Here is a 21,590-nt window from a genome sequence, read left to right as displayed (position 1 = left end):
AAGTGACCAACCGACTACGCAGATAGGATCTGCGGCATGGCAAAGACCCCTCAATCGGGCACTACGGGCGGCAATATCGGCGGTATCTCGTACCGCACGATCGGCGTCGCGGTGATCGTCGTCCTGAGCGTCTGGTTCGTGCTGGCCAACACCGGCTCGGTGAGCATCCGATTCTGGATCCCGACGCTGGCGGCGCCGCTGTGGATCGTCCTGGTCGGGACGTTCGCCGCGGGCATGTTGACCGGGTGGTGGGTGAGGACCAACCGGCGCTGAGCCGCCCGATATCCTGGGCCGCATGCTTCGCTCCAGGCTGCGTCCGGCCGTACACGTGGCGAGCCTGCTGACCGCCGGCGTGCTCGTGGCCGGCTGTTCGAGCTCCGCCTCCCCCTCCGCCGAACCCTCCGCGATCACGCCCACGGGGTCGGAGACCACACCCGTCGGCGACACGGTCTGCGCGGGTCTGCTGCCCACCTCGGCGGTCACCGCGCTGCTCCCGGCCGCGCCCGCGTTCACCGCCAAGGACCATACGCCGCTGCCGCACTACCCCGTGCTGCGCTGCCAGGTGACGGCGGGCGAGCGCTCGTTCGTCGGTTCGGCGTACCTGTTCAACATGGCCGGCGCCGAGCGGGTGCAGTTGCCGGGGCTGACCACCACGGGGTCGGCGCCGCTGGGCAACGGCGAAAACAAGCTGTACGGCATGGCCGGCGCGGACGACGCGTGGCTGGTGCAGAACTGCAAGGTGCAGAACGTCGAGGACCCGGTTCCGATGCTGGTCCGGGCGCGCACCCTCGCCCCGGCCGGCACCCCGGACCGGCCGGACCAGCGGCAGCAGTTGGCCAATCTCGCGGTGGACCTGGCCAACGGCGTGGCCAAGGCGGCCGGCTGCGAGTCGGACCCCGCCCCCCGGCCGGGCCCCATCCAACCCGCGAGCGAGCCCAAGCCGATCACCGACGCCCCCGTCTGCGGCATGCTCGACCCCGCCGCGCTCGGCCCCCAGGCCGCCGGCGATCAGCGCGCGCGCTGGACGGCCGCCGCGACGCCGGAGGGAGCCGGCGCGATCCAGGGCTGCGACCTGTTCCTGGACAACCGGCGGGTGCTCTCCTTCGCGATCGTGCACGGCTACCTTGCCCCCGGCACCGAGGCCCCGGGCGAACGCGCCATCCTGTCCGAGCGGCTGCCCACCGGCGGCATCGCCAACGACGCCCAACTCTCGGGCACCGTCGAGGGCAAGGTCATCGGCATGTGCGACAAGCACACCGTGGCCTACCAGCTCACCCGCCACAACGGCGAGGACCCCCCGGGCCGAACCCTGGGCCAACCCACCGAACAGTTCTTCCGAGCCTTCGCCGACGGCGCCTCGAAGTGGGGCCTCCGGTGCGAACCGATCAACCCCAAGGCCCCCGAGGACGACTGGAAGTTCCGCTCCTGACCCGACGCGGGCCGGCAACGCGAAGGAGGGCGCCGCGCGAACCTCGCGCGATGCCCTCCCCGAGCGGTTGCGTCAGCCGACCGCGTCACCCACCTGGGGAACCGGCCGTCAGGACGCCTCCGCCCGCTCCCGCGTGGCCGCCGGCAGCGACTGCGGCCGGGCGCTCTGCCCGTCCTTGCCGCCGTCGTGCTTCGGCCGCTCGGTGCCGCCCGTCCCGGATGTGCCGCCCGCGGGCGGCAGTTCGCTGAGGAACTTCCGCTCCACGTCCGGGTTTTCCTTCAGGAACGCCTTCACGCCCTCGGCCGCCGCGTTCGGCTTGCCCGCGTAGTCGACGAAGACCTTCTTCTCCAGCGGACCGAGCACCGAGTCGTCCAGCTTCAGGTTCTTCACCCACGTGTTGACGTCGGGGAAGTCCTTCGCGAAGCCCTTGCGGCCGATCGAGCTGATCCACCCCGGCGCGCCGTACGACTGCTTCGGGTCGGCCAGCGGCTTGATGTCGTACTTCGTGTACGCCCAGTGCGGACGCCACATCGTCACCACGATCGGCTTGCCGGCCGCCATCTGCCGGTCCAGCTCCGCGATCATCGCGGGCGTACTGCTCTTGACCAGGTCGAAGTCGAGCCCGTACTCCGGGATCAGCTTCTTCTCGGTCAGGTCCATGATGTTCGCGCCCGGCTCGATCCCGACGATCCGGCCGCCGAACTCGTTCTCGTGGCCCTTGAGATCCTCGACCGACGCGTACGGCAGATTCTTCGGGATCGCGAGCTGCACGTCCACGTTGTTGTACCAGCGCCCGATCTCCTCGAGCTTGGACCCGTACTCGTCCAGGTACTTCTTGTGCAGCGTGGGCAGCCACGCGTCCAGGAACAGGTCGATGTCGCCGCGCGCCAGACCCTGGAACAGCGGGCCCACGTCGAGCTGCTTCATCGTGACGTCGTAGCCGCGCTTCTCCAACAGCTGCTTGTACATGTTGGTGACCACGACGTCCTCCTCCCACGGGATCCAGCCGACCGTGATCTTCTTGCGACCACCGTCGGAGGTACCGAGGCCGAAGCCGCCGAGCAGCCCCGCGACCAGCGCGACGGTCACCACGCCGCCGACCGCCACGGCCGGGCGCGGACGCCAGTCGAGCAGCCACTTCGGCGTGAAGCCGTCGGCACCGCGCACGGCCTTGGCGCGCTTGGCCCGAGCCTCGGCCCGCTGTCCGGCCGCACCGACCGTACGGTCCAGGTAGATCGCGAGCACGACCACCGCGACGCCGGCCTCGACGCCCAGGCCCACGTTGTTGTTCGACAACGCGCCGAACACCTCGCTGCCCAGGCCGCCCGCGCCGACGATGCCGGCGGTGACCACCATCGACAGCGACAACATGATGACCTGGTTGACCCCGGCCATGATGGTCGGCAACGCGAGCGGGAACTGCACGTCCTTGAGGATCCGCCACTCGCTCGTGCCGAACGCCTCGGCCGCCTCGACCATTTCGGCGTCGACGCTGCGGATGCCCAATTCGGTCATCCGCACCCCGGGCGGCAGCGCGAAGACCACGGTGGCCACGACGCCCGGCACCTCGCCGATGCCGAAGAACGTGATCGCCGGGATCAGGTACACGAACGCCGGCATCGTCTGCATGAAGTCGAGCACCGGCCGCAACACCGTGCCGACCGCGCGACTGCGCGCGGTCAGGATGCCCAGCGGGATGGCGATCAGCAGTGCGATCACCGCCGAGACCAGCACCAGGGCCAGCGTGGACATGGCCGGCTTCCACATCTCCAGGCCGTCGATCAGCAGGAACCCCGCCGCCGCGACCAGCGCGAACACCGGCCCGCGCACCGCCCAACCGATCACCGCGAACAGCACGACCACGACCGGCAGCGGCGAATCCGTCAGCCAATCGGCCAGGTGGGTGACCGCGCCGCCGACCACGCTCCGGATGAAGTCGAACAACCAGGAGAAGTGGTCGCGCATGAAGTCGACCAGGCTCTCGGCCCAGTCGCCCAGATGGATCCTAGGCATCGTCGCGCACCTCGCCCTCGGCCCCGACCCGCTCCACGACCGACTCCGCAGCCGGCGCCGGTATCCGCACCCCGGCCGCGTCGACCGCCGCCGCGCCGGACCCGCCCACACCGTCCGCGCCGGTCGGGAGCAACTTCTCCCCCGGCCCGACCGGTACCAACTTCTCCCCCGGCCCCGCGGGCACCAGCATCTTCACGCTCCCGGTGTCGGTGACCCCGAGCGTGCCGCCGTCGGCCTCGCCCGATCCCCCCGCGGCGTTGCCGAGGGCGGCCAGCAGGCTGACCCGGGGCACCACGCCCACCAGTCGCATGCCCTCGTCCACCACCGCGAGCGGCAGCCTGCTCTCCGCGCTCGGCGCGAACAACTCGGCCACCGGCGTCTGCGGCGTCACCGTGACCACGTCGAGACCCGGGTCCGGCCGGACGGTGCGCTCGCCGACCCGCGCCGCCTCGGTGACGGCGGCATCGGTGACCGCGCCGAGCAACCGGCGGCCGTTCTCGCGCGTGTCCACCACGAAGGCCGCCGTGGTCTGCGCCTCGCGCATCGTGCGCATCGCGACGCGGGGCCCTTCTCCGCTGGTCACCGTGGCGCGCGAGTCCTCCATGATGGAGCCCGCGGTCAACACCCGGGTACGGTCCACGTCCGCGACGAAGGACGCCACGTAGTCGTTGGCGGGGTCGGTCAGGATGTCCTCGGCGGTACCGATCTGCACCACCCGGCCGTCGCGCATCACCGCGATGCGATCACCGAGCCGCATCGCCTCGTTGAGGTCGTGCGTGATGAACACGATGGTCTTGTGCAACTTCTCCTGGAGTTCCAGGAGTTGGTCCTGCATCTCGCGACGGATCAGCGGGTCGAGCGCGCTGAACGACTCGTCCATCAGCAGGATGTCGGCGTCGGTGGCGAGCGCGCGGGCCAGGCCGACCCGCTGCTGCATGCCGCCGGACAACTCGCCCGGCGCGGACTCCTCCCAGCCGGCCAGGCCGACCAGGGCGAGCGCCTCACGGGCCCGCCGGTCGCGCTCGGCGGCCGGCACCCCCTGGACCGACAGGCCGTAGCCCGCGTTCTCCAGCACCGTGCGATGCGGGAACAGCGCGAAGTGCTGGAAGACCATGCTGATGCGCCGGGCGCGCACGTCGCGCAATTCCCTGGCGGGCAACGTGGTCAGGTCCCGGTCGTCGATGTAGACGGCGCCGGCGGTGGCGTCCAGGAGGCCGTTGAGCATCCTCAGCAGGGTCGATTTGCCGGAGCCGGACAGGCCCATCACGACGAAGATCTCGCCTTCGGCGACCTCGAAGGAGACGTCGATGACGGCGGGGACGGTGCTGCCCCCTCGTACGTCGTCCCGGCTTTCGCCGGCGCGCAGCCGGTCGAGAGCGTCGTCGGCTCGACGGCCGAAAATCTTGTACAGGCCTTCGGCCCGGAGTCTGGACACGGATACCTCGTGGTTCGGGCCGCGGAGGAACGGAACGGTTGATACCGGTTCCGGGCCGGAGCACCGCCGTGAAGAGGGCGCCGGCGCCGCGGGCTGCTGGATGCGGGAGTACGGCCGGTGCAAAAACGTCACGGCAGCGGCGCACGTCCGGGGTCGAACGCCTTTCCCGAGTCCCCCGAGAAAGTTGTATCCCGCATTTGTTACCGGGCGTGACTTGCCCGAGTGATTCCGAGAGGAAACATAGAGAGATTCACGTCTCATCAACGCAAACCCATATGTCCAAATTCACCACCATTTATCGCATTCGACCTCACCCATTCACTGTGATCTCCCGGTGATCATCACGTAATTCCGACGTGACGACATGGCCACATCCATGACCCTCGGTCATCGAATGACCACTCGACGGCGCACTCCGCACCTCAATCGCCGCGCACGGGCGCGCACTCCGGCGCCGTCGCCCGAATGGCCGTGGCGCGGGCGGGGCGCACATGCCCCATAGGGGTGACGTTCCCGCATTCTCCAGGTGACACAACGTCACCAGGCGGTAACGTCCCGGCGCGAGAACGCAAGCGGCGATCCCTCACTGTCGCACACCCCCCTACCGATGGAGCCTTCCGTGTCACGCTTGCTCGACGTCAGCCCCGAGGTCCGCGCCGAGATCGGCGACGACGAGGCCGCCCGCCTGGTGGCGGGGGAGACCGGCCCCCAGACCTACGCGTGCGCCTCGTGCCGCGGTGAGGGCGACACCACCTCCGTGGAAACCAGTGCGCTGCTGTATCTGGCCGAGGAGACCGCGGTGCTCGCGTTCGCGCACACCCGCTGCATCCCCTCCCAGGTGATCCCGGTGTCCGAGGCCGCGGTCGAGCCACTGCTCGCGGCGCAGGCCAACCCCGGGCTCGCGGTGCAGACCGTGGTGCCGGGCGGTCCGGTGCCGATCTCGATCACCGGGAGCATGGTGGTGTGCGCGGGCGTGACCTACGCGGCGCTCGTGGTCGAGCCCGGGGCGGCCGTGGCCCGTCCGGGCACGCCCGGCGCGCAGGACGAGTTCCTGTCGCTGCTGGGCGAGCGCGGGTTCGCGCCGATCGCCTCCCCCGAGGAGACGCTGCCGCCGCTGCTCGGCGGCTGGTCGGTACAGATGACCGACGGCTACCTGACCGCGGTGCTGTTCCCGGGCGCGGGCGGGCGCACCGAGGCGTGGTGGCAGGCGCAGACCCCGGCCGAGGTGCCCGAGGCGTGGTTGAACGCCGCCAAGACGCACAGCGTCGTACTGCTGTTCGCCGCCCCGGTCGGCACCATCGGCATCCACACCGGCAACGACGAGTTGGCCGCCGCGCTCGGCGAGGCGGGTCGGCGAAACCTGCTCGCGGCCGGATCGGTCCCGGTCAGCGGCATCTGACCCGGCCGCGCGGCAGCCTCGACCGCGCGCGGCCCGCGTGGGAGGCGACCTGTACCGGGTCGCCTCCCGACGCTCCGATAGCGTGCCGAGCCATGGAGCACTACGACGCGGCCTACGGCGACGAACTGGTTTCCCAGGACCGGCGGCACATCTGGCACCCGTATGCGAGCACCGAGGGCGAAGCGCCGCTGTTCCCCGTGGTCGGCGCCGACGGGGTCCGGCTCCGGCTCGCCGACGGGCGTGAGCTGGTCGACGGCATGTCGTCCTGGTGGGCCGCGATCCACGGCTACAACCACCCGGTCCTGAACGCCGCCGCGCACGCGCAGGTGGACACGATGGCGCACGTGATGTTCGGCGGGCTGACCCATCCGCCGGCCGTGCGGCTGGCCCGGCGCCTGGTGGAGATCACCCCCGAGCCGCTGACCAAGGTGTTCTTCGCCGACTCCGGCTCGGTCGCGGTCGAGGTGGCGCTGAAGATGGCGCTCCAGTACCAGCGCGGGCGCGGCCGGCCCGAGCGCACCCGGCTGTTGACCGTGCGCGGCGGTTATCACGGCGACACGTTCGGCGCGATGTCGGTGTGCGACCCGATCGGCGGGATGCACCACCTCTTCTCCGGGGTCCTGCCCACGCACCTGTTCGCGCCGATCCCGCCGGCGGGCTTCGACACTCCGCTGCGCGACGAAGACACCGCCGGGATCGAGGAGTTGCTGGACCGACACGGCTCGACGGTGGCGGCCGTCGTCCTCGAACCGATCGTGCAGGGCGCGGGCGGTATGCGCTTCCACTCCCCGGCCTACCTGCGCCGGATCCGCGAACTGTGCTCGCGACACGGGGTGTTGCTGATCGCGGACGAGATCGCCACCGGATTCGGCCGAACCGGCGAACTGTTCGCGTGCGACCACGCGGGCATCGCGCCCGACATCATGTGCCTGGGCAAGGCCCTGACCGGCGGCTACCTGACCATGGCCGCCACGCTCTGCACCGACGAGGTGGCCCGAACCATCTCGCGCGGCGAGGGCGGCGCGTTCATGCACGGCCCAACCTTCATGGCCAACCCCTTGGCCGCCGCAATCGCCGCAGCCAGCGTCGACCTGCTCCTCTCAGAACCCTGGCGCGACCGAATCACCACCCTGTCCGACGGCCTACGCAAGGGCCTGGCCCCGGCCCGCACCCTGCCCGGCGTAGTCGACGTCCGAGTCCTCGGCGCAATCGGCGTCATCGAACTCGCCACCCCGGTAAACATGGCGACGATCCAACCCGCCTTCGTAGAACAGGGCGTCTGGATCCGCCCCTTCGGCCGCCTCGTCTACACGATGCCCCCCTACATCACACCCCCGAACGACCTAACCAAAATCACCACCGCGATGATCAAGGTCATCCACACCCACACCTGACCCCCACCCTCCGCACGAACACGGCCGCCAGAGGCGGTGGGACACCCCACGCAAGCCCCCACCCCCATGGCGCGTCAGCGCCCACGAGGGGGGCCGCCCACGCGATCGACGCGCGCAGCGCGGAGAGCGGCGGAGCCGCCAGTTTTGGGCCGGATGGCCCGGAGCGAAGCGGAGGGACAGCCGGCCCCGAGCGAGGGGCCACTTTTCTGCGGAGGAGCGAAGCGGGGGAGCAGAAAAGTGGCCCCTCGCGAGCCGGCGCGAAGCGCCCAACAAGAAGCACCGCCGCCGACACGACTCCGACCCCCCGCCACCCCCTGAGACCGCAACGCCCACCCCGCCCTCGCCACACGGCGCCCCACAGCCCCACCCGCCGCCGCCACCGCAAACACCCAAACGCCCCCACCACCCGTAGCACTCCGTATATATCCAGTAACCGTTCGAATCCGCCCCCGCAACCGCCGCAGCTTCCGCTCGTTGGACCCGGTGTGTTCAGTTTCGATGACTCCATCAGCAGCCGGGCCCTCGGCCACCCCGCCCTCTCCGTGGGGGCCGCCGCGTCGTCCGGTCACGACGTCCTGACGCCGATCTACAACACGCTGGAGACCGAGTGGCGGCGGATGTTCCGCGCGGTCCCGCACGAGCGTACGAACGAGGACTACGCCGCGAGCCGGCCCTCGTACGGCGCGCCCGCCGCGATCAGCCACGCCTACGCGCAGGACCCCCCGTTCCCGAACTTCACGCTGCCCACCCAGGGTGGCTACTCCCCATACGGCCGGCACCGGGGCGCGTCCCTGGTCCCCGCCCAACCGTCGCGCGCATCGGGCCCGCACGGCCACCTGCCGCTGTAGCCCGAGGGTGCGCGCGCAAGGATCCCGAAACGACGAAGACGCGAAGACGAAGGGCCCGGACGCCGTGCGCGTCCAGGCCCTTCCTGGTCGTCCACGGGCCACCACAGCCCGCCGCACTCACCGACCGGTCTTGCGACCCCGCTTTTCCCTGACCTTCATCCGGATCTCGATCGGCGTGCCCGGGAAGCCGAACTCCTCGCGCAACCGGCGCTCGATGAAGCGACGGTAGCCGGCCTCCAGGAAGCCGCTGGTGAACAGCACGAACCGGGGCGGCTTGGTGCCCGCCTGGGTACCGAACAGGATGCGGGGCTGCTTGCCGCCGCGGATCGGGTGCGGGTGCGAGGCCACCAGCGTGCCCAGGAACGCGTTCAGCTGCCCGGTGGGGATGCGCTTCTCCCAGCTGGCCAGCGCCGTCTCGATGGCCGGGACCAGCTTCTCCATGTGCCGCCCGGTCAGCGCCGAGACGTTCACCCGGGGCGCCCAGGTGACCTGGACCAGGTCCTGCTCGATCTCGCGTTCGAGGTAGTAGCGGCGCTCCTCGTCCATGAGGTCCCACTTGTTGTACGCGATCACGATCGCGCGCCCCGCCTCGACGGCGAGCGAGATGATCCGGGTGTCCTGCTCGGTCAGCCGCTCGCTGGCGTCGATCAGGATCACCCCGACCTCGGCCTTCTCCAGCGCGGCCGTGGTGCGCAGCGACGCGTAGAAGTCGGCGCCCTGGGTCAGGTGCACCCGGCGGCGGATGCCGGCGGTGTCGATGAACTTCCAGGTCTTGCCGCCGAGCTGGATCAGCTCGTCGACCGGGTCGCGGGTGGTGCCCGCGATCTTGTCCACGACCACCCGGTTCTCGCCGGCGACCTTGTTCAGCATGCTCGACTTGCCCACGTTCGGGCGGCCGAGCAGGGCGACCCGGCGCGGGCCGCCCTCGGTGACGCCGAAGCGCTGTGCGGGGGCCTCCGGCAGGATCGCGAGCGCCGCGTCGAGCAGGTCGCCGCTGCCGCGTCCGTGCACGGCCGAGACCGGCCAGGGCTGGCCCAGGCCGAGCGACCACAGCGCGGCGGCGTCCGCCTCCTGGGCCATGTTGTCGACCTTGTTGGCGGCCAGCACGACCGGCTTGCCGGCCTTGCGCAGCACCCGGACCACGGCCTCGTCGCTGTCGGTGGGGCCGACGATCGCGTCGACCACGAACATCACCGCGTCCGCCGACTCGATCGCGTATTCGGCCTGGACCGCCACCGACAGGTCGATGCCGACCACGTCGCGCTCCCAGCCGCCGGTGTCCACGACGGTGAAGCGGCGGCCGTTCCAGGTGGCCTCGTAGTAGACCCGGTCGCGCGTCACCCCGGGGGTGTCCTCCACGACCGCCTCGCGGCGCCCGATGATCCGGTTGACCAGCGTGGACTTGCCCACGTTGGGTCGTCCGACGACGGCCAGCACCGGCAGCGGGCCGGACGCCTCCCCGTCGTGCCCGCCGCGGGCGGGGGCGTCCCCTTCGACGTCGACCCACTCGTCGGGGTCGTAGCCCGCCTCCCACGCCTCCGGGTCGAAGGCGCCCTCGGTCGTGGCGTCGGCGTGCTGCTCCATGGGGGTGTTCCTCGTTCGGGTAGCGGTTCGGGTGAGCTCGGTCGGGGTCCTGGTCAGCTGGCGCGACCGGTCATCCGCTCGGCCTCGCGCAGGTGCGCGGTGAGCCGTTCGACGATGCGGTCGGACGCGGCCTGGACGGCCTTGCGGGTGGCCCGGCGGTCGGCGTTCTCGACGGCCCGGAAGGGCTTGCCGTAGACCACGTCGATCCGGGAGCGCAGACCCGGCAATGCACCGATCGAGGATCCCCGCGCACCGGTGCCGAGGCAGGCCACCGGGACGATGGGTGCCCCGGAGCGCAATGCCAGATATGCAAGTCCATTGTGCACTGCCGAGAAGTCGGCCTGCCCCCGCGTGCCCTCGGGGAACACCCCGAGCGCGCCGCCGGCGGCCAGCACGTCGAGCGAATCGGTGATCATCCGGCGGTCCGCGACGCCGCGCTGGACCGGGATGTGGCCGATCCCGCGCAGGATCGGGCCCAGCGCGCCGGCGAACATCTCGCGCTTGACCAGCACCTGCGTGGGTCGCGGGGCGAACGCGAAGAGCATCGGCCCGTCGACGAAGTTGGCGTGGTTGCCCGCCAGGATCACCGGACCGCTCGTCGGTACGTGCCAGGTGCCCAGCGCGCGCACCTTCCAGAAACTGCGCAGCAGCGGCTCGCCGATGAAGTGCGCGGCGCCGGCGAGCGGGGGCCTGGGGGGTGCGGGCGTGGTAGGCGCGGGCTTGGCGGTGGCGCCGAGGGTCGCGGTCACCGCACGTGTTCCGCGACCAGGGCGAGCAGGTGGTCGACCACCTGTTCGCGGTTCAGCTCGGTGGTGTCGACCAGGATCGCGCCCTCGGCCATCCCGGCGGGCGCGACCGCGCGGCCCGAGTCCAGCGCGTCCCGGCGGGCCAGGTCGGCCCGGGTGTCCTCGACGCTGGTGGCCTGCGTACCGGTCAGCTCGGCGTTGCGGCGCGCGGCGCGGGCCGCCTCGGAGGCGGTCAGGTACACCTTGACCGGCGCGTCCGGGGCCACCACGCTCGCGATGTCGCGGCCCTCGACCACGATGCCGCCCGCGCCGATCACCGCCCGCTGCAGGTCGACCAGGCGGGTGCGCACCTCGGGCACGGCGCTGACCGCGCTGACCGCCTTGGTCACCTCGTCGGTGCGGATCGGGCCGGCCGCGTCCCGGCCGTCGACGGTGATGGTGGGCCCGTCCGGCGCGGTCCCGGAGACGATCTGCGGCTTGTCGGAGGCCGCGGCCACCGCGGCCGGGTCGTGGATGTCGACGCCGTTGGTGAGCATCCACCACGTCATCGCCCGGTACATCGCGCCCGTGTCCAGGTAGCGCAGGCCCAGGCGGGCGGCGACCGCACGCGAGACGCTGGACTTTCCGGAACCGGACGGGCCGTCGATGGCGACCACGGCGGTCGCGAGCGGCGTACGGGCTTCCACGGTCGCCGACCTTTCACTTGTCTGGCTGCTTGCCGGCCCGGGGGCCGTCGCGGGTATTGCCGAACCGGGCGGCGCTGCGGAGGCCGCGGGGCGATAGGACACCGCCCGAGGGTACCGTCACGGATAGCCTTGGTCGGTTCCCCCATTATTCCGTCACCCGCCCCTTGGAGTTCCCGTCGTGCGTACCGCCGCCGTGGTCGGCACCGGACTGATCGGCACATCCGTCGCGCTCGCGCTGACCTCGCGCGGGGTCACGGTGTATCTGCGCGACCACGACAAGACGGCGGTGCAGACGGCGGCGGCGATGGGCGCGGGCCTCGACGCGGCGCCGGCCGAACCGGTGGACCTGGCGGTGCTCGCGGTGCCGCCGGGGCGGATCGCGGAAACCCTGCGGCAGGTACAGGAGTCGCGGTTGGCGCTGAGCTACACCGACGTGGCGAGCGTGAAGGAGCAGCCGCTGGCCGAGGTCGCCGCGCTGGGCTGCGACCTCGGGCGCTACATCGGCGGGCATCCGCTCGCCGGGCGGGAGCGCTCCGGGCCGCTGGCGGCGCGCGGCGACCTGTTCGAGGGGCGGCCGTGGGTGCTCACGCCCTCGCGGGAGACCGACACCGAGACGCTCAACCGGGCGCTGGAGATGGTGTCGCTGTGTCGCGCCGTACCGGTGGTGATGAAGCCGCGCGACCACGACCACGCGGTGGCGCTGGTGTCGCACGCGCCGCACCTGGTGTCCGCGCTGATGGCCGCGCGGCTGGAACACGCGCAGGACACCGACACCCGGCTCGCGGGGCAGGGGGTGCGGGACGTGACCCGGATCGCGGGCTCCGACCCGCGGCTGTGGATCGACATCCTGGGCGCCAACGCCGACGCGGTGGCCGACGTGCTGGCGGGCCTCGCCGGCGATCTGGACGCCGTGGTGGGCGCGTTGCGGTCGCTGGCGGCCGACGACGCGGCCAAGCGCGAGGTGGGCACGCGCGGCATCGAGGCGCTGCTGCGGCGCGGCAACGCCGGCCACGCGCGGATTCCTGGCAAGCACGGCGAACCGGCCGCCGTCTACGAGGCGATCCCGGTGGTCGTCCCCGACCGCCCGGGGGAACTGGCCCGCCTTTTCGCCGACGTCGGCCGCGCCGAGGTCAACATCGAGGACATCCGCATCGACCACGCCCAGGGCCGCCCGGCCGGCCTGGTCGAACTCCAGGTCGCCCCCCAACGCGCCGACGCCCTCACCCTCGCCCTACGCAACAGCGGCTGGACGGTACAACGCTGACCCCCGAGGTCCATCACCGGCGGAAACGGTCACCCAACCAACCCCGCCACCCGACCCATCGAACGGATCCGCCCGCCGCCGATCCGGCACACAGACGAGCCAAAACCCACCCCGCCCGAAAACCGAACCAACCCAAGCCAAAACGCTCCGCCCACAAACCCCAGCCCGCCCGACGCTTGAGAACCAGCGGCCCGCAGGCCGAACCAAAAACGCTCGGACCACAAACCCCAGCCCGCCCGACGCTTGAGAACCAGCGGCCCGCAGGCCGAACCAAAAACGCTCGGACCACAAACCCCAGCCCGTCCGGCGCTTGAGGACCAGCGGCCCGCAGGCCGGCCGACACGCCACCGGCCCGGCATCGGGCACAGGCGAACCAAAACCCAGCCCGTCCGGCGCATGAGGACCAGCAGGCCGCAGGCCGGCCGACACGCCGCCGGACGGCCATCGGACACAGGCGAGCGCACAGCCAGCCCGTCCGGCGCTTGAGGACCAGCGGGCCGCAGGCCGGCCAACCCGCCACCGATCCGGCATCGGGCACAGGCGAGCCGACCCCCAGCCCGTCCGGCGCATGAGGACCGGCGGCGACCCCACACCCCATTCCCGCTCCGCGGTCAGCGAAGGGCGTTGAGGTGGGCGGCTCGGCGGGTCAGGTGGTTGCGTTCGGCGAGGTTGCCGGCCTTGTGGGCCGCCTCGGCGTACAGCCGTGCCGCCGTCGCCGGGTCGCCGTCGCGTTCGTGGAGGTACGCCGCCACCGCCGTGTGGCGCGGCAGCGAGTCGTCCAGCGCCGCGAGTGCCGCCAGTCCGGCGCGTGGTCCGTCGGCCTCGCCCACGGCCACCGCGCGGTTGAGCCGGACCACGGGGTTGTCGGTCAGGCGCATCAGCTCGTCGTACCACTCGACGATCTGCACCCAGTCGGTCTCCTCGGCGGCCGGCGCGTCGGCGTGCAGCGCCGCGATGGCGGCCTGGGCCTGGTACTCGCCCAGCCGGTCGCGGACCAGCGCCGCCTGCAGGATCGCCACGCCCTCGGCGATCATGCGGGTGTCCCACCGGCCCCGGTCCTGCTCGGCGAGCGGCACCAGGCCGCCGTCCGGCGAGGTCCGGGCGGCGCGCCGGGCATGGTGGAGCAGCATCAGCGCGAGCAGGCCCGCGACCTCCGGGTGGTCGATCGCGGCGGCGAGCTGCCGGGTGAGCCGGATGGCCTCGGCGGCCAGGTCCACGTCACCGGAGTAGCCCTCGTTGAAGACCAGGTACAACACGCGCAGCACCGTGGCCACATCGCCGGGCCGGTCGAACCGCACGCCGGCGACCGTGCGCTTGGCCCGGCTGATGCGCTGTGCCATGGTCGCCTCGGGCACCAGGTACGCCTGGGCGATCTGGCGGGTGGTCAGCCCGCCGACGGCACGCAGCGTGAGCGCGACGGCCGAGGACGGCGTCAGCGACGGGTGCGCGCACAGGAAGTAGAGCCGGAGCGTGTCGTCCGCCGCGGGCGCGGGCCCGGGCGCCGGCTCCTCGTCGACGAGGTCCTCGCGCCGGCGCCGGGCCGCGTCCGCGCGGGTCGCGTCGAGGAACTTGCGCCACGCCGCGGTGACCAACCAGCCCTTCGGGTCCCGCGGCGGGTCGGTCGGCCAGACGCGGATCGCCTCGACCAGCGCGTCCTGTACGGCGTCCTCGGCCGCCGCGAAGTCGGCTCCGCGGCGGACGAGGATCCCGAGCACGCTCGGCGTGAGGCCGCGGAGCAGTGTCTCGTTCATGCCGGTGGTCACGTCACTCCGCGATGGTGTGCTGCGAGGGGCTCATGAACGGGCGCACCTCCAGCCACTCGTGGATCGGCTTGCCGCCCGCGCCGGGGGCGGCCGACAGTTCCCCGGCCAACTCGACGGCGCGCTCGTAGGTGTCGACGTCGATGATCATCCAACCGGCGATCAGGTCCTTGGTCTCGGCGAACGGGCCGTCGGTGACCGGCGGGCGCCCCTCGCCGTCGTACCGGACCCAGGCCCCCTGCGGGGTCAGCGCCTGACTGTCGACGAACTCGCCGGTCTCCTTCAGGCGATCCGCGAAGTCGTTCATGTATCCCACGTGCGCGGTGATCTCCTCCGGCGTCCAACGGTCCATCGGCACGTCGTTGACCGAGGCCGGAGCGCCGCGGTAGTGCTTGAGCAGCAGGTACTTGGCCATGATCGTTCTCCTCGAAGGCGGTGCGCCCATTGTGGTCGCGCTCACCCCGGGGACGAAGCCGGCCACGCGATCTCGACACGGTCGGCCACATTTTTTCCGCCCCGCCCCGAACAGGCCGAGCGAGCCCCTCGCGCCACACCCGGCCCCACCACCACACCACCCCGGCCGCGCCGCGGGCCATCACCCGTCCCCGGCGCCGGGAGGCTTCAGCGGGGTGGGTTCTGTTCGGACCAGCGGCGGCCCAGTTCGGTGCGGAAGTCCTCGCCCCATTGGCTGTTGAGGAGGATTTCCTCGATCAGCGGGTTCGGGGAGCGGTCCCGGCGGTCGGAGAGTACGCAGATCGCGATCTGGCGCAGCACCCCCTTCGTGTCGGTCTTGGGGGCCAGCACCACCACGAGGAGCTGTTCGAGCAGCTTGCGGGTGCGTTTCTCGCCCGCGCCGGCCGCCTCCAGGCGGTCCCCGAACTGTTCGGCGTCCAGCACCGTTTCGCGCATCGCCCGCATGTCGTCCGGGTTCCACGCCTCGGGGGCCAGCTGGCGGCGGCGCTGTTCCAGGCGCGTGGTCAGCCGGTCCGCGATCACCGGCAACACCCGCAGGTCGGCCAACCGCAGCGCGACCGCGAGGGTGACGATGTTGTCGATCGCGGCGACCTCGGTCTTGGCCGCGCCGCCGCCGAGCGCGCGTTCGCGCAGCGTCGGCTTGTCCGGAAGACGCTTGACCGCGCGCCGTATCTTGTTCACCTCGGTGTCCGGGATGCCGAATTCGGCCCACACGCTCCACGGCGCGTTCCCGGCGCTGGTCGGCGGCGTGCCCGGGGTCGGCGGGCTCTCGCGTCCGCCGACCGCGCCCGGTTCGGCGTCCGGGTCCGCGTCGAGGTCGTCGTCGGTGTGCGGCAGCGCGGGTATCGGCAGTTCGCCGCGCTCCTCCTCGAAGCCCGGCCACGGCCCGGTGAAGGCGTCCTCGATCTCCTCGAACACCGCACCGTCGTCGGCGTACCAGGTCACATCCGCGGCGTCCGCACTCGCGGCGGCCGGAGCCGAGTACGGCAGCGACGGCCGGGGCGGCGACACGGTCGACGCGGCCCGGGGCGCCGAGGGCTCCGCCGGGTAGGGGAACGCCGGCTCCTCCTCGGCCGTGGTCACCGTCACCACCCGGGGCTCCCGCTCGACGCGCTCCGCCGCGTCGCCGCGCCGTACCCGCTCCGCCGCGGCCACCAGCGCCTTCTCGCTCGCCAGCCCCCGGTCCCGAACCGGCGCCGGCGCGACCGCGGCGGCGCGCGGCGGCGCGGGCACCGGCACCGGCGCGGGCTCGTACAGGGGCACACGCGCGGGCGCGACCGCCGCCGCACCCGACCCGGACCCCGAGCCCCGCCGTCCCAACCGGGCGCAGATCTCCCGGGACCGCTCCTCGGCCCGCTCGTGCGGCAGCGGCCGCAGGTCGCGCATGCCCTCCAGGAGCCGGTGGATCCCCGGCCAGTCGGTGTCGGTGTACCGGCTCACCAGCAGCGCCGCCGCATGCGCGTGCACGTCCGAACCGGCCTTGGGCTCCTCCCCCACCACCAACCGGTAGCGGCCCGCCCACGGCTGCGCGTCGCGCGGCCGGCGCGGCAGCACCACGAACCTCGGCTTGCCCGAGTGGTCCAGCGTCTCGAAGGTGGAGAACGTGAAGGACACCGGCACCAGCCACAGCAGCAGGTCGGACAACCCCCACAACATCGGCACCGGATCGATGCCCACGTCCGCCTGGCGGAACGAGAAGAACCGGCCCGGGTGCCGCAGTACGGCGGCGACCGCGACCTCCAGCAGATAGGCCTGCTCGCGTGCCCGGCCGCGCAGCCGCTCGGCGTGCCCGTCCAGCGCGGCGGCCACGAAGTCCGGGGCCAGCGGCGCGAGTCCGTAGCCGCGCGGGATGTCCTCCAGGGCCGGCTCCCCCGCCCACACGGCCTCCTGGGTGAGCACGAGCGCGGCATGCGGGCCCAGGTCGCGGCCGGGGTCGAGCAGTACGCGCGCGTTGTTCCCGTCGACCACGTACTCGCGCCGGACCACCGCCGCGCCGCGACCGGTGTGCACCAGCGCGACGCTGGTCACCGGCGCCCCCCGGTCCTCCGCGTCGACCGCCACGTGCTCGCGCAACTCGTCGTGCCAGCCAAGCAGTTCGTCCCGAGACACGGAGGAGGCGATCGGCCCCAGGCCGCGCCCGCCGAGCAGGCTGTCGTCCTGGCGCCGGTAGACGATCTGGCGGAACCCGTCCGCCTCGGCCCCGGTCGGCGGCTGGTTCCCTCCCGGCTGCGCCGTGCGTGCCGTGCGTGCCGTCATGGCTACGGTCCCGTCCTGTGTGGCATGGTCTGGAAGCTCTCCACCGTCAGTCGCCCCATCTCGAGCAGAAACGGCTCGCGATAGCGGGAGGAACACAGCACGTCCACGAGCACGTTCTGATAATCCGCCCACACCCGCAAGGACGTCCGAAGGGCCCAGACCGTGCCCGCGACGTCGACGGCCAGCGTGGGCAGCACGTCGGCGCCGAATCTGGGCCGCTTGACCTCGGCCACGGTGTGCCGGGCCACCATCTCCACCAGCCGACACAGCGTCTCCCTCGGGGCGCCGCAGGTGTCGAGGGTGTTGATGTCCTCGGACAACCGGCCGAGCACCCTCGCGTAGGTCTGCCTGGTGTGCCGCTCCGGCCGACCGCCGTCGCCGTAGGCGGGATGCAGGAGCCGATCCAGCCGGTACACCACCGGGGCCAACAGCGGCGGCCGGGCCAGCAGCAGCGCGACCGCCAGCGAGGCGGAGTCGACCTTGGTCAAAACGTCGCGGAAATCGCTCGTCTCGTGCCCGCTACTCCGGGCCAGCAGCCCGTCGGCCGCCTCCAGCGCGGCGTAGCCGTTGCGGGACGCGCCCAGGCGTTCCCACTCCCCCGGGTCCCACGTGCCGCGCGCGAGTCGGCCCGTCGGACCGTTCGGGGGCAACACCGGACGGCTGCCCGAGCCGGACTCGGGCCGGGGGGACGCCCCCGGCACGGGGGCGAGCCGGTCCGGGCGGGGCGGGACCGGCCCGTCGCCGCCCACCGTCGGGCGATATGCCGGCATCGGCCCGGCCCGGTTCGCCCCGTCGCCCGCCCGCCACGCGTCGGCCTGCCCGGACCGCCCGGACCCCGGCGGCGCCGAACCCGACTGCCCGGGCCCCGACAGCGCCGAACCCGACTGCCCGGGCCCGGGCGACGATGGGCCCGGCCGCGCGTATCCCGGCGCGGCGCCCCGGCCGTACCGATCCCGCTCGGGATACCCACCGGTCTCGCCCGCGCAGTCCTGCTCGTCGTCCTCGCTCCCGTTGATCCAGGTCTCCGTATAGCCGTTCTCCCAACGTTCGGCGCCGGCCTGCGACTCGGGCGGCACGGGCGGTCCCTGCGGTCCCCGCGAGGCCGGCGGGGCCTGTGCGGCCCGCGGCGGCTCCGGCGCCCGGGGCTCCGGCGCGGCGGCGACCGCCGGTGCCGGCCGGGTGGCGTCCGATTCGAGCGCCAGCACCAGATCGGCGACCTCCCGATACGAAGCCCCGTCGGCGCCGATCGCCGTCTCGATCCGGGCCAGCAGCGCATCCACCTCGGTCCACGGGCGCGTGCAGTACCACTGCACCAGCAGGCCGGCGGCGTCGCGGAACACGTCCTGCCCCGGCTGCGGCTCGGCGCGCGGGTCGATCCGCAACCGGTTGGCCGGCTCCGGCGCGTTCGGCCAGCGCGGGACCAGGACGAATCGCGGCTTCAGCGCCGCGTCGCTGGTCTCGTAGGTGGAGAAGGTCCACATGCCGGGCGCGATCGGTTGCGCCAGGTCGAACACGCCCCACAGCAGCGGCACCATGTCCGCGCCGACGTCGTTCTGATGCAGGGTGAAGGTGCGGTGATGGTCGCGCAGTACGGCCGCGAGCACCACCTCCAGCAACTCCGGCCGGGCCCGGGCCCGCTCGCGCAGTTGTCCGAGAATGGCCGGGTCGAACGCCTCCGGGCGGATCGTGGTGCCGCGCAGCGGTGCGTTCTCGGGCACCTCGGCGAGCGGGGTCCTGGACCCGGTGAGTCCGCCGCCGCGTTCCTCGTGCAGCCACGCGGTGGCCAGCATCGTGTGCGCCCCGACGCTGAGTTCGGGGTCCACCAGGACGTGCGCGTTGGTTCCCGGTCGGTTGCCGGCGTGGACCGCGGCCTCGCGCAGCACCAGCGCGTGCCGGTTCTCCAGGCGTACCCGGCAAAAGCTCCAGGCGGGGGTCTCCGGCAACGAGCGGTCCATCGAGACGTGCTGCTCCAAGCCGCCGTGCCAGTCCCGGAGTTCGCTCAGACCCAGCGACGTGGCGACCGGGCCCATGCCGCGCCCGCCCAGGAGGTGATCGTAGCTCCAGCGATAGACGATCTCGTCCAGTCGATCCGCTGTGGCGTCCACCGCGTCCGCTGCCATCTCACACCCCCACCCGCTCGATGCCGGCCTGATCGAGCATGCCGCACATCGCGAGGATGGACACCACCGGTTCCAGAACCCGGCGCGGCCGGATGCCGCCGGGGAAGTGCCCGTCCCGCTCTCGCGCGCCGGTCGCCGAGACGAAGTGCATGGTGCAGCGCCGGAATTCCTCGAACGGGCTGAGCCAGGCGCCGGCGTCGTGCGCGTACAGGAACGAGTACACGTCGCGGCTCTCGGCGTCCGTGCGGGCCGGGTCCACCACCCCGGGTCGGGGCGGCTGCGAGCCCAACCAGGCGTCCACGGGCGGCTCGAAGCGGATCAGGTCGGACTTGGTCACCGCGACGGCGACGGGCTGGTCGAGCAGCGCGGCCGTACGCGGCAGCCGGTCCATCACCGCGGCGAAGGTGCGGTCGCCCCGGCGCAGGCCCGCGGTGTCCTCGCCGTCCCGGGTCAGCCGGCGCAGCTCCGGCAGGTCCACCGCGACCACCGGGTCCACCACGAACACGAACGCGTCCGCGGCGGCCAGGAATTGCATCTCCCTGCCGCCCCGCGCCAGGTCCTCGCCGCTGACGTCGAAGAAGGCGATCGGCCGGGTCCGCCCGCCCGCGCGCAGCAGCAGCGCGTCGGCGAACTGCACGAGGTTTCCCTGGTGGTTGACCGTGGTCCCGAGCATCTGTCCGCGCTGCAACAGGTCGACCCGGTCCCGCAGGTATTCCTGGTGGTGGCCGGCGTCCACCGGCACGTGCGTCACCCCGTATCGGCGCAACCCGCCCGCGTCGATCTCGGCGATCATCGCGGCCAGCAGGTGGGTCTTGCCCGAGAGGCCGTCGCCGATGAGACCGACCACCAGCGGCGGTTCGTGGATCATGTAGTTGGTCGGCAGGAAGTGCTCGCGCTCCTCGTCGCCGGTGGGGTTGGGGCAGCGCATGAAGGTGGTGATCATGCGGTCGTGCCGCTTGACCGGGTCGGTGACCGTGCTCAGGTCGACCCGCTCGTAGCGTAGCCGGGCGTCGCGCTCGTAGAGGTCGTTCTCGTTCCAGCGGACCAGGTCCAGGCAGAAGGGGCAGCGCACCACGGGTCGATTCGAGTCGGTGGGATCGGCCGCCGGGGCGCCGGCGGACGCGGTGACGACGGTGATCGTCTCGCCGGCCCCGCGCGCGGGCTCGCGGGGTGGTGGGGTCCGGCCGGCGGTCCCGGGCGGGGCGCCGACCGGTCCGGAGGCCTGGCCCGCCGGCGGCTCCTCGCGCGGTCGGGTGGTCCGGGCCTCCTGGCGGGTGCCCAGCGCGTCCAGCCGCTGCCGGATCGCGTTCACCCGGTCCGCCTCGGGCAGCGTGTGCACCTCGGTGGGTACGTTGAGCAGTCGGTGGAAGCCCGACCAGCCGGAGCCCACGTAGTGCCGAACGATCCGCCGGGCCAGTTCGCGGTGCGGGTCGAACGGCTCGCCGTGGCCGGTCAGATCGACCCGGACGCGCGGCCCGGGCGGACCGGACGGCACCCGGGGCAGCGCGATGAAGCGCGGCGCCCCGTTGGGGTCGTCGACCGCGTCGTCGACCTCGAAGGTGGAGAACGTCCACGGTCCCGGGAGCAGCGCGGTGAGCAGGTGTTGCAGGCCCCACAGCAGCACGGTGGCGTCCTCCGCGCCGGCCGGCAGCAGGGCCAGCCGGGCCCGGGGGCGGCGCAGCACGGCGGCGACGAGCACTTCGAGCGGGTCGGCCAGTCGCTGGGACCGCTCGTGCAGGTCGCCGGCGGCGACCTCGAAGGCCGCGGCCAGGCGCTCGTCGGGCAGCGGTTTGAGGCCGTAGCCCGGCTGGACCCGGTCCGGGTCCAACGCCCCGGGCGCGCGCCGCTCCAGCGAGCCCCACGCGATCGCGTCGAACGGCGCGATCGCGTCCCGGGGGCCGACCAGCACGTGGGCGGAGTTGTTCAGCCGCTGGCGGCGCGCGTCGGCGGAGAACTCCCGGCGGATCAGCGCCACTCCGAGCGGGGTGTCGAGCAGACACACGCTGGACGCCGGGCAGGCGGGGTCGCCGTAGTCCATGGTGACCGCCTCGGCCAGCCCGGTGCGGGTGTGCCAACCGAACACCTCGTCGCGCCCCAGCGAGGTGGCGACCGGAACGATGCCGCGGCGCCCGAGCAGCCCGTCCGGGTCCCAGCGGTACACGATCTGATGCAACATCAGCCG

The 21,590-nt window shown here is 72.6% G+C and carries 16 protein-coding genes; 6 read left to right on the top strand and 10 right to left on the bottom strand.

All coding sequences use genetic code 11. The features are described 5' to 3' along the window. Nucleotides 1-36 precede the first annotated feature (36 nt). Nucleotides 37-273, top strand: a complete 237-nt coding sequence (locus B4N89_RS23685; protein WP_078977820.1) for a LapA family protein — start codon at nt 37-39, stop codon at nt 271-273. A gap of 22 nt (nt 274-295) precedes the next feature. Continuing rightward, nucleotides 296-1,429 (top strand): hypothetical protein, encoded by a 1,134-nt coding sequence (locus B4N89_RS23680; protein ID WP_078977819.1) that lies wholly within the window; start codon nt 296-298, stop codon nt 1,427-1,429. A 108-nt stretch (nt 1,430-1,537) separates the two neighbouring features. On the opposite strand, the gene B4N89_RS23675 is transcribed toward B4N89_RS23680, so the two are convergent. Both B4N89_RS23675 and B4N89_RS23670 read right to left on the bottom strand, forming a co-directional pair. Beyond that, nucleotides 1,538-3,442 carry an ABC transporter permease/substrate binding protein gene (locus B4N89_RS23675; protein WP_078977818.1) on the bottom strand — a complete coding sequence of 635 codons (1,905 nt, stop codon included), beginning with the start codon at nt 3,440-3,442 and terminating at the stop codon, nt 1,538-1,540. Beyond that, nucleotides 3,435-4,877 carry a quaternary amine ABC transporter ATP-binding protein gene (locus B4N89_RS23670; RefSeq protein ID WP_078977817.1) on the bottom strand — a complete coding sequence of 481 codons (1,443 nt, stop codon included), beginning with the start codon at nt 4,875-4,877 and terminating at the stop codon, nt 3,435-3,437. The genes B4N89_RS23675 and B4N89_RS23670 overlap by 8 nt, the downstream gene beginning before the upstream one ends. 619 nt (nt 4,878-5,496) lie before the next feature. Between B4N89_RS23670 and B4N89_RS23665 the strand changes: the two genes are divergently transcribed. The 3 genes from B4N89_RS23665 (at nt 5,497) to B4N89_RS23655 (ending at nt 8,518) form a co-directional block, all read left to right on the top strand. Continuing rightward, the gene (locus tag B4N89_RS23665) at nt 5,497-6,276 is read left to right on the top strand and encodes a hypothetical protein (protein ID WP_078977816.1); all 780 of its coding nucleotides are present in this window, start codon (nt 5,497-5,499) and stop codon (nt 6,274-6,276) included. A gap of 92 nt (nt 6,277-6,368) precedes the next feature. Beyond that, nucleotides 6,369-7,670, top strand: coding sequence for an adenosylmethionine--8-amino-7-oxononanoate transaminase (gene bioA / locus B4N89_RS23660; protein ID WP_078977815.1), 1,302 nt, complete (start codon nt 6,369-6,371; stop codon nt 7,668-7,670). A 485-nt stretch (nt 7,671-8,155) separates the two neighbouring features. Next, on the top strand, nt 8,156-8,518 hold the full coding sequence (locus B4N89_RS23655) for a hypothetical protein (protein ID WP_078977814.1): 363 nt from the start codon (nt 8,156-8,158) through the stop codon (nt 8,516-8,518). Between the two features lie 117 nt (nt 8,519-8,635). Here the strand turns inward: B4N89_RS23655 and der are convergent, their stop codons facing one another. From der to cmk, 3 genes are read right to left on the bottom strand one after another with little or no spacing between them, the layout of a single operon-like run. Then, complete coding sequence (der, locus tag B4N89_RS23650; protein WP_078977813.1) at nt 8,636-10,102, bottom strand: ribosome biogenesis GTPase Der; 1,467 nt, start codon at nt 10,100-10,102, stop codon at nt 8,636-8,638. Nucleotides 10,103-10,155: 53 nt separating this feature from the next. Continuing rightward, nucleotides 10,156-10,851: a lysophospholipid acyltransferase family protein gene (locus tag B4N89_RS23645; protein ID WP_101897159.1), complete on the bottom strand. Its 696-nt coding sequence runs from the start codon at nt 10,849-10,851 to the stop codon at nt 10,156-10,158. Then, entirely contained in the window at nt 10,848-11,534 is a 687-nt protein-coding gene (gene cmk, locus B4N89_RS23640; RefSeq protein WP_078977812.1) for a (d)CMP kinase, read from the bottom strand. The genes B4N89_RS23645 and cmk overlap by 4 nt, the downstream gene beginning before the upstream one ends. 178 nt (nt 11,535-11,712) lie before the next feature. Between cmk and B4N89_RS23635 the strand changes: the two genes are divergently transcribed. Further along, entirely contained in the window at nt 11,713-12,798 is a 1,086-nt protein-coding gene (locus B4N89_RS23635; RefSeq protein WP_078977811.1) for a prephenate dehydrogenase, read from the top strand. A 611-nt stretch (nt 12,799-13,409) separates the two neighbouring features. Here B4N89_RS23635 and B4N89_RS23630 read toward each other — a convergent pair. The 5 genes from B4N89_RS23630 to B4N89_RS23610 all read right to left on the bottom strand — a co-directional run bounded on the left by B4N89_RS23630 (nt 13,410) and on the right by B4N89_RS23610 (nt 21,584). Next, a complete protein-coding gene (locus B4N89_RS23630) occupies nt 13,410-14,549 on the bottom strand; it encodes an RNA polymerase sigma factor (protein WP_078979577.1) in 1,140 nt (379 codons plus the stop codon). A gap of 13 nt (nt 14,550-14,562) precedes the next feature. After that, the gene (locus B4N89_RS23625; RefSeq protein ID WP_078977810.1) at nt 14,563-14,973 is read right to left on the bottom strand and encodes a YciI family protein; all 411 of its coding nucleotides are present in this window, start codon (nt 14,971-14,973) and stop codon (nt 14,563-14,565) included. A gap of 206 nt (nt 14,974-15,179) precedes the next feature. Continuing rightward, nucleotides 15,180-17,288 carry a hypothetical protein gene (locus B4N89_RS49065; protein ID WP_078977809.1) on the bottom strand — a complete coding sequence of 703 codons (2,109 nt, stop codon included), beginning with the start codon at nt 17,286-17,288 and terminating at the stop codon, nt 15,180-15,182. 2 nt (nt 17,289-17,290) lie between these two features. Then, nucleotides 17,291-19,408, bottom strand: coding sequence for a hypothetical protein (locus B4N89_RS23615; protein WP_078977808.1), 2,118 nt, complete (start codon nt 19,406-19,408; stop codon nt 17,291-17,293). Between the two features lies 1 nt (nt 19,409). Continuing rightward, nucleotides 19,410-21,584, bottom strand: coding sequence for a TRAFAC clade GTPase domain-containing protein (locus B4N89_RS23610; protein WP_078977807.1), 2,175 nt, complete (start codon nt 21,582-21,584; stop codon nt 19,410-19,412). Nucleotides 21,585-21,590 lie beyond the last annotated feature (6 nt).

The organism is Embleya scabrispora, from assembly GCF_002024165.1.
Lineage (GTDB): Bacteria > Actinomycetota > Actinomycetes > Streptomycetales > Streptomycetaceae > Embleya > Embleya scabrispora_A.
This window is presented reverse-complemented; position numbering and strand designations above follow the sequence as displayed.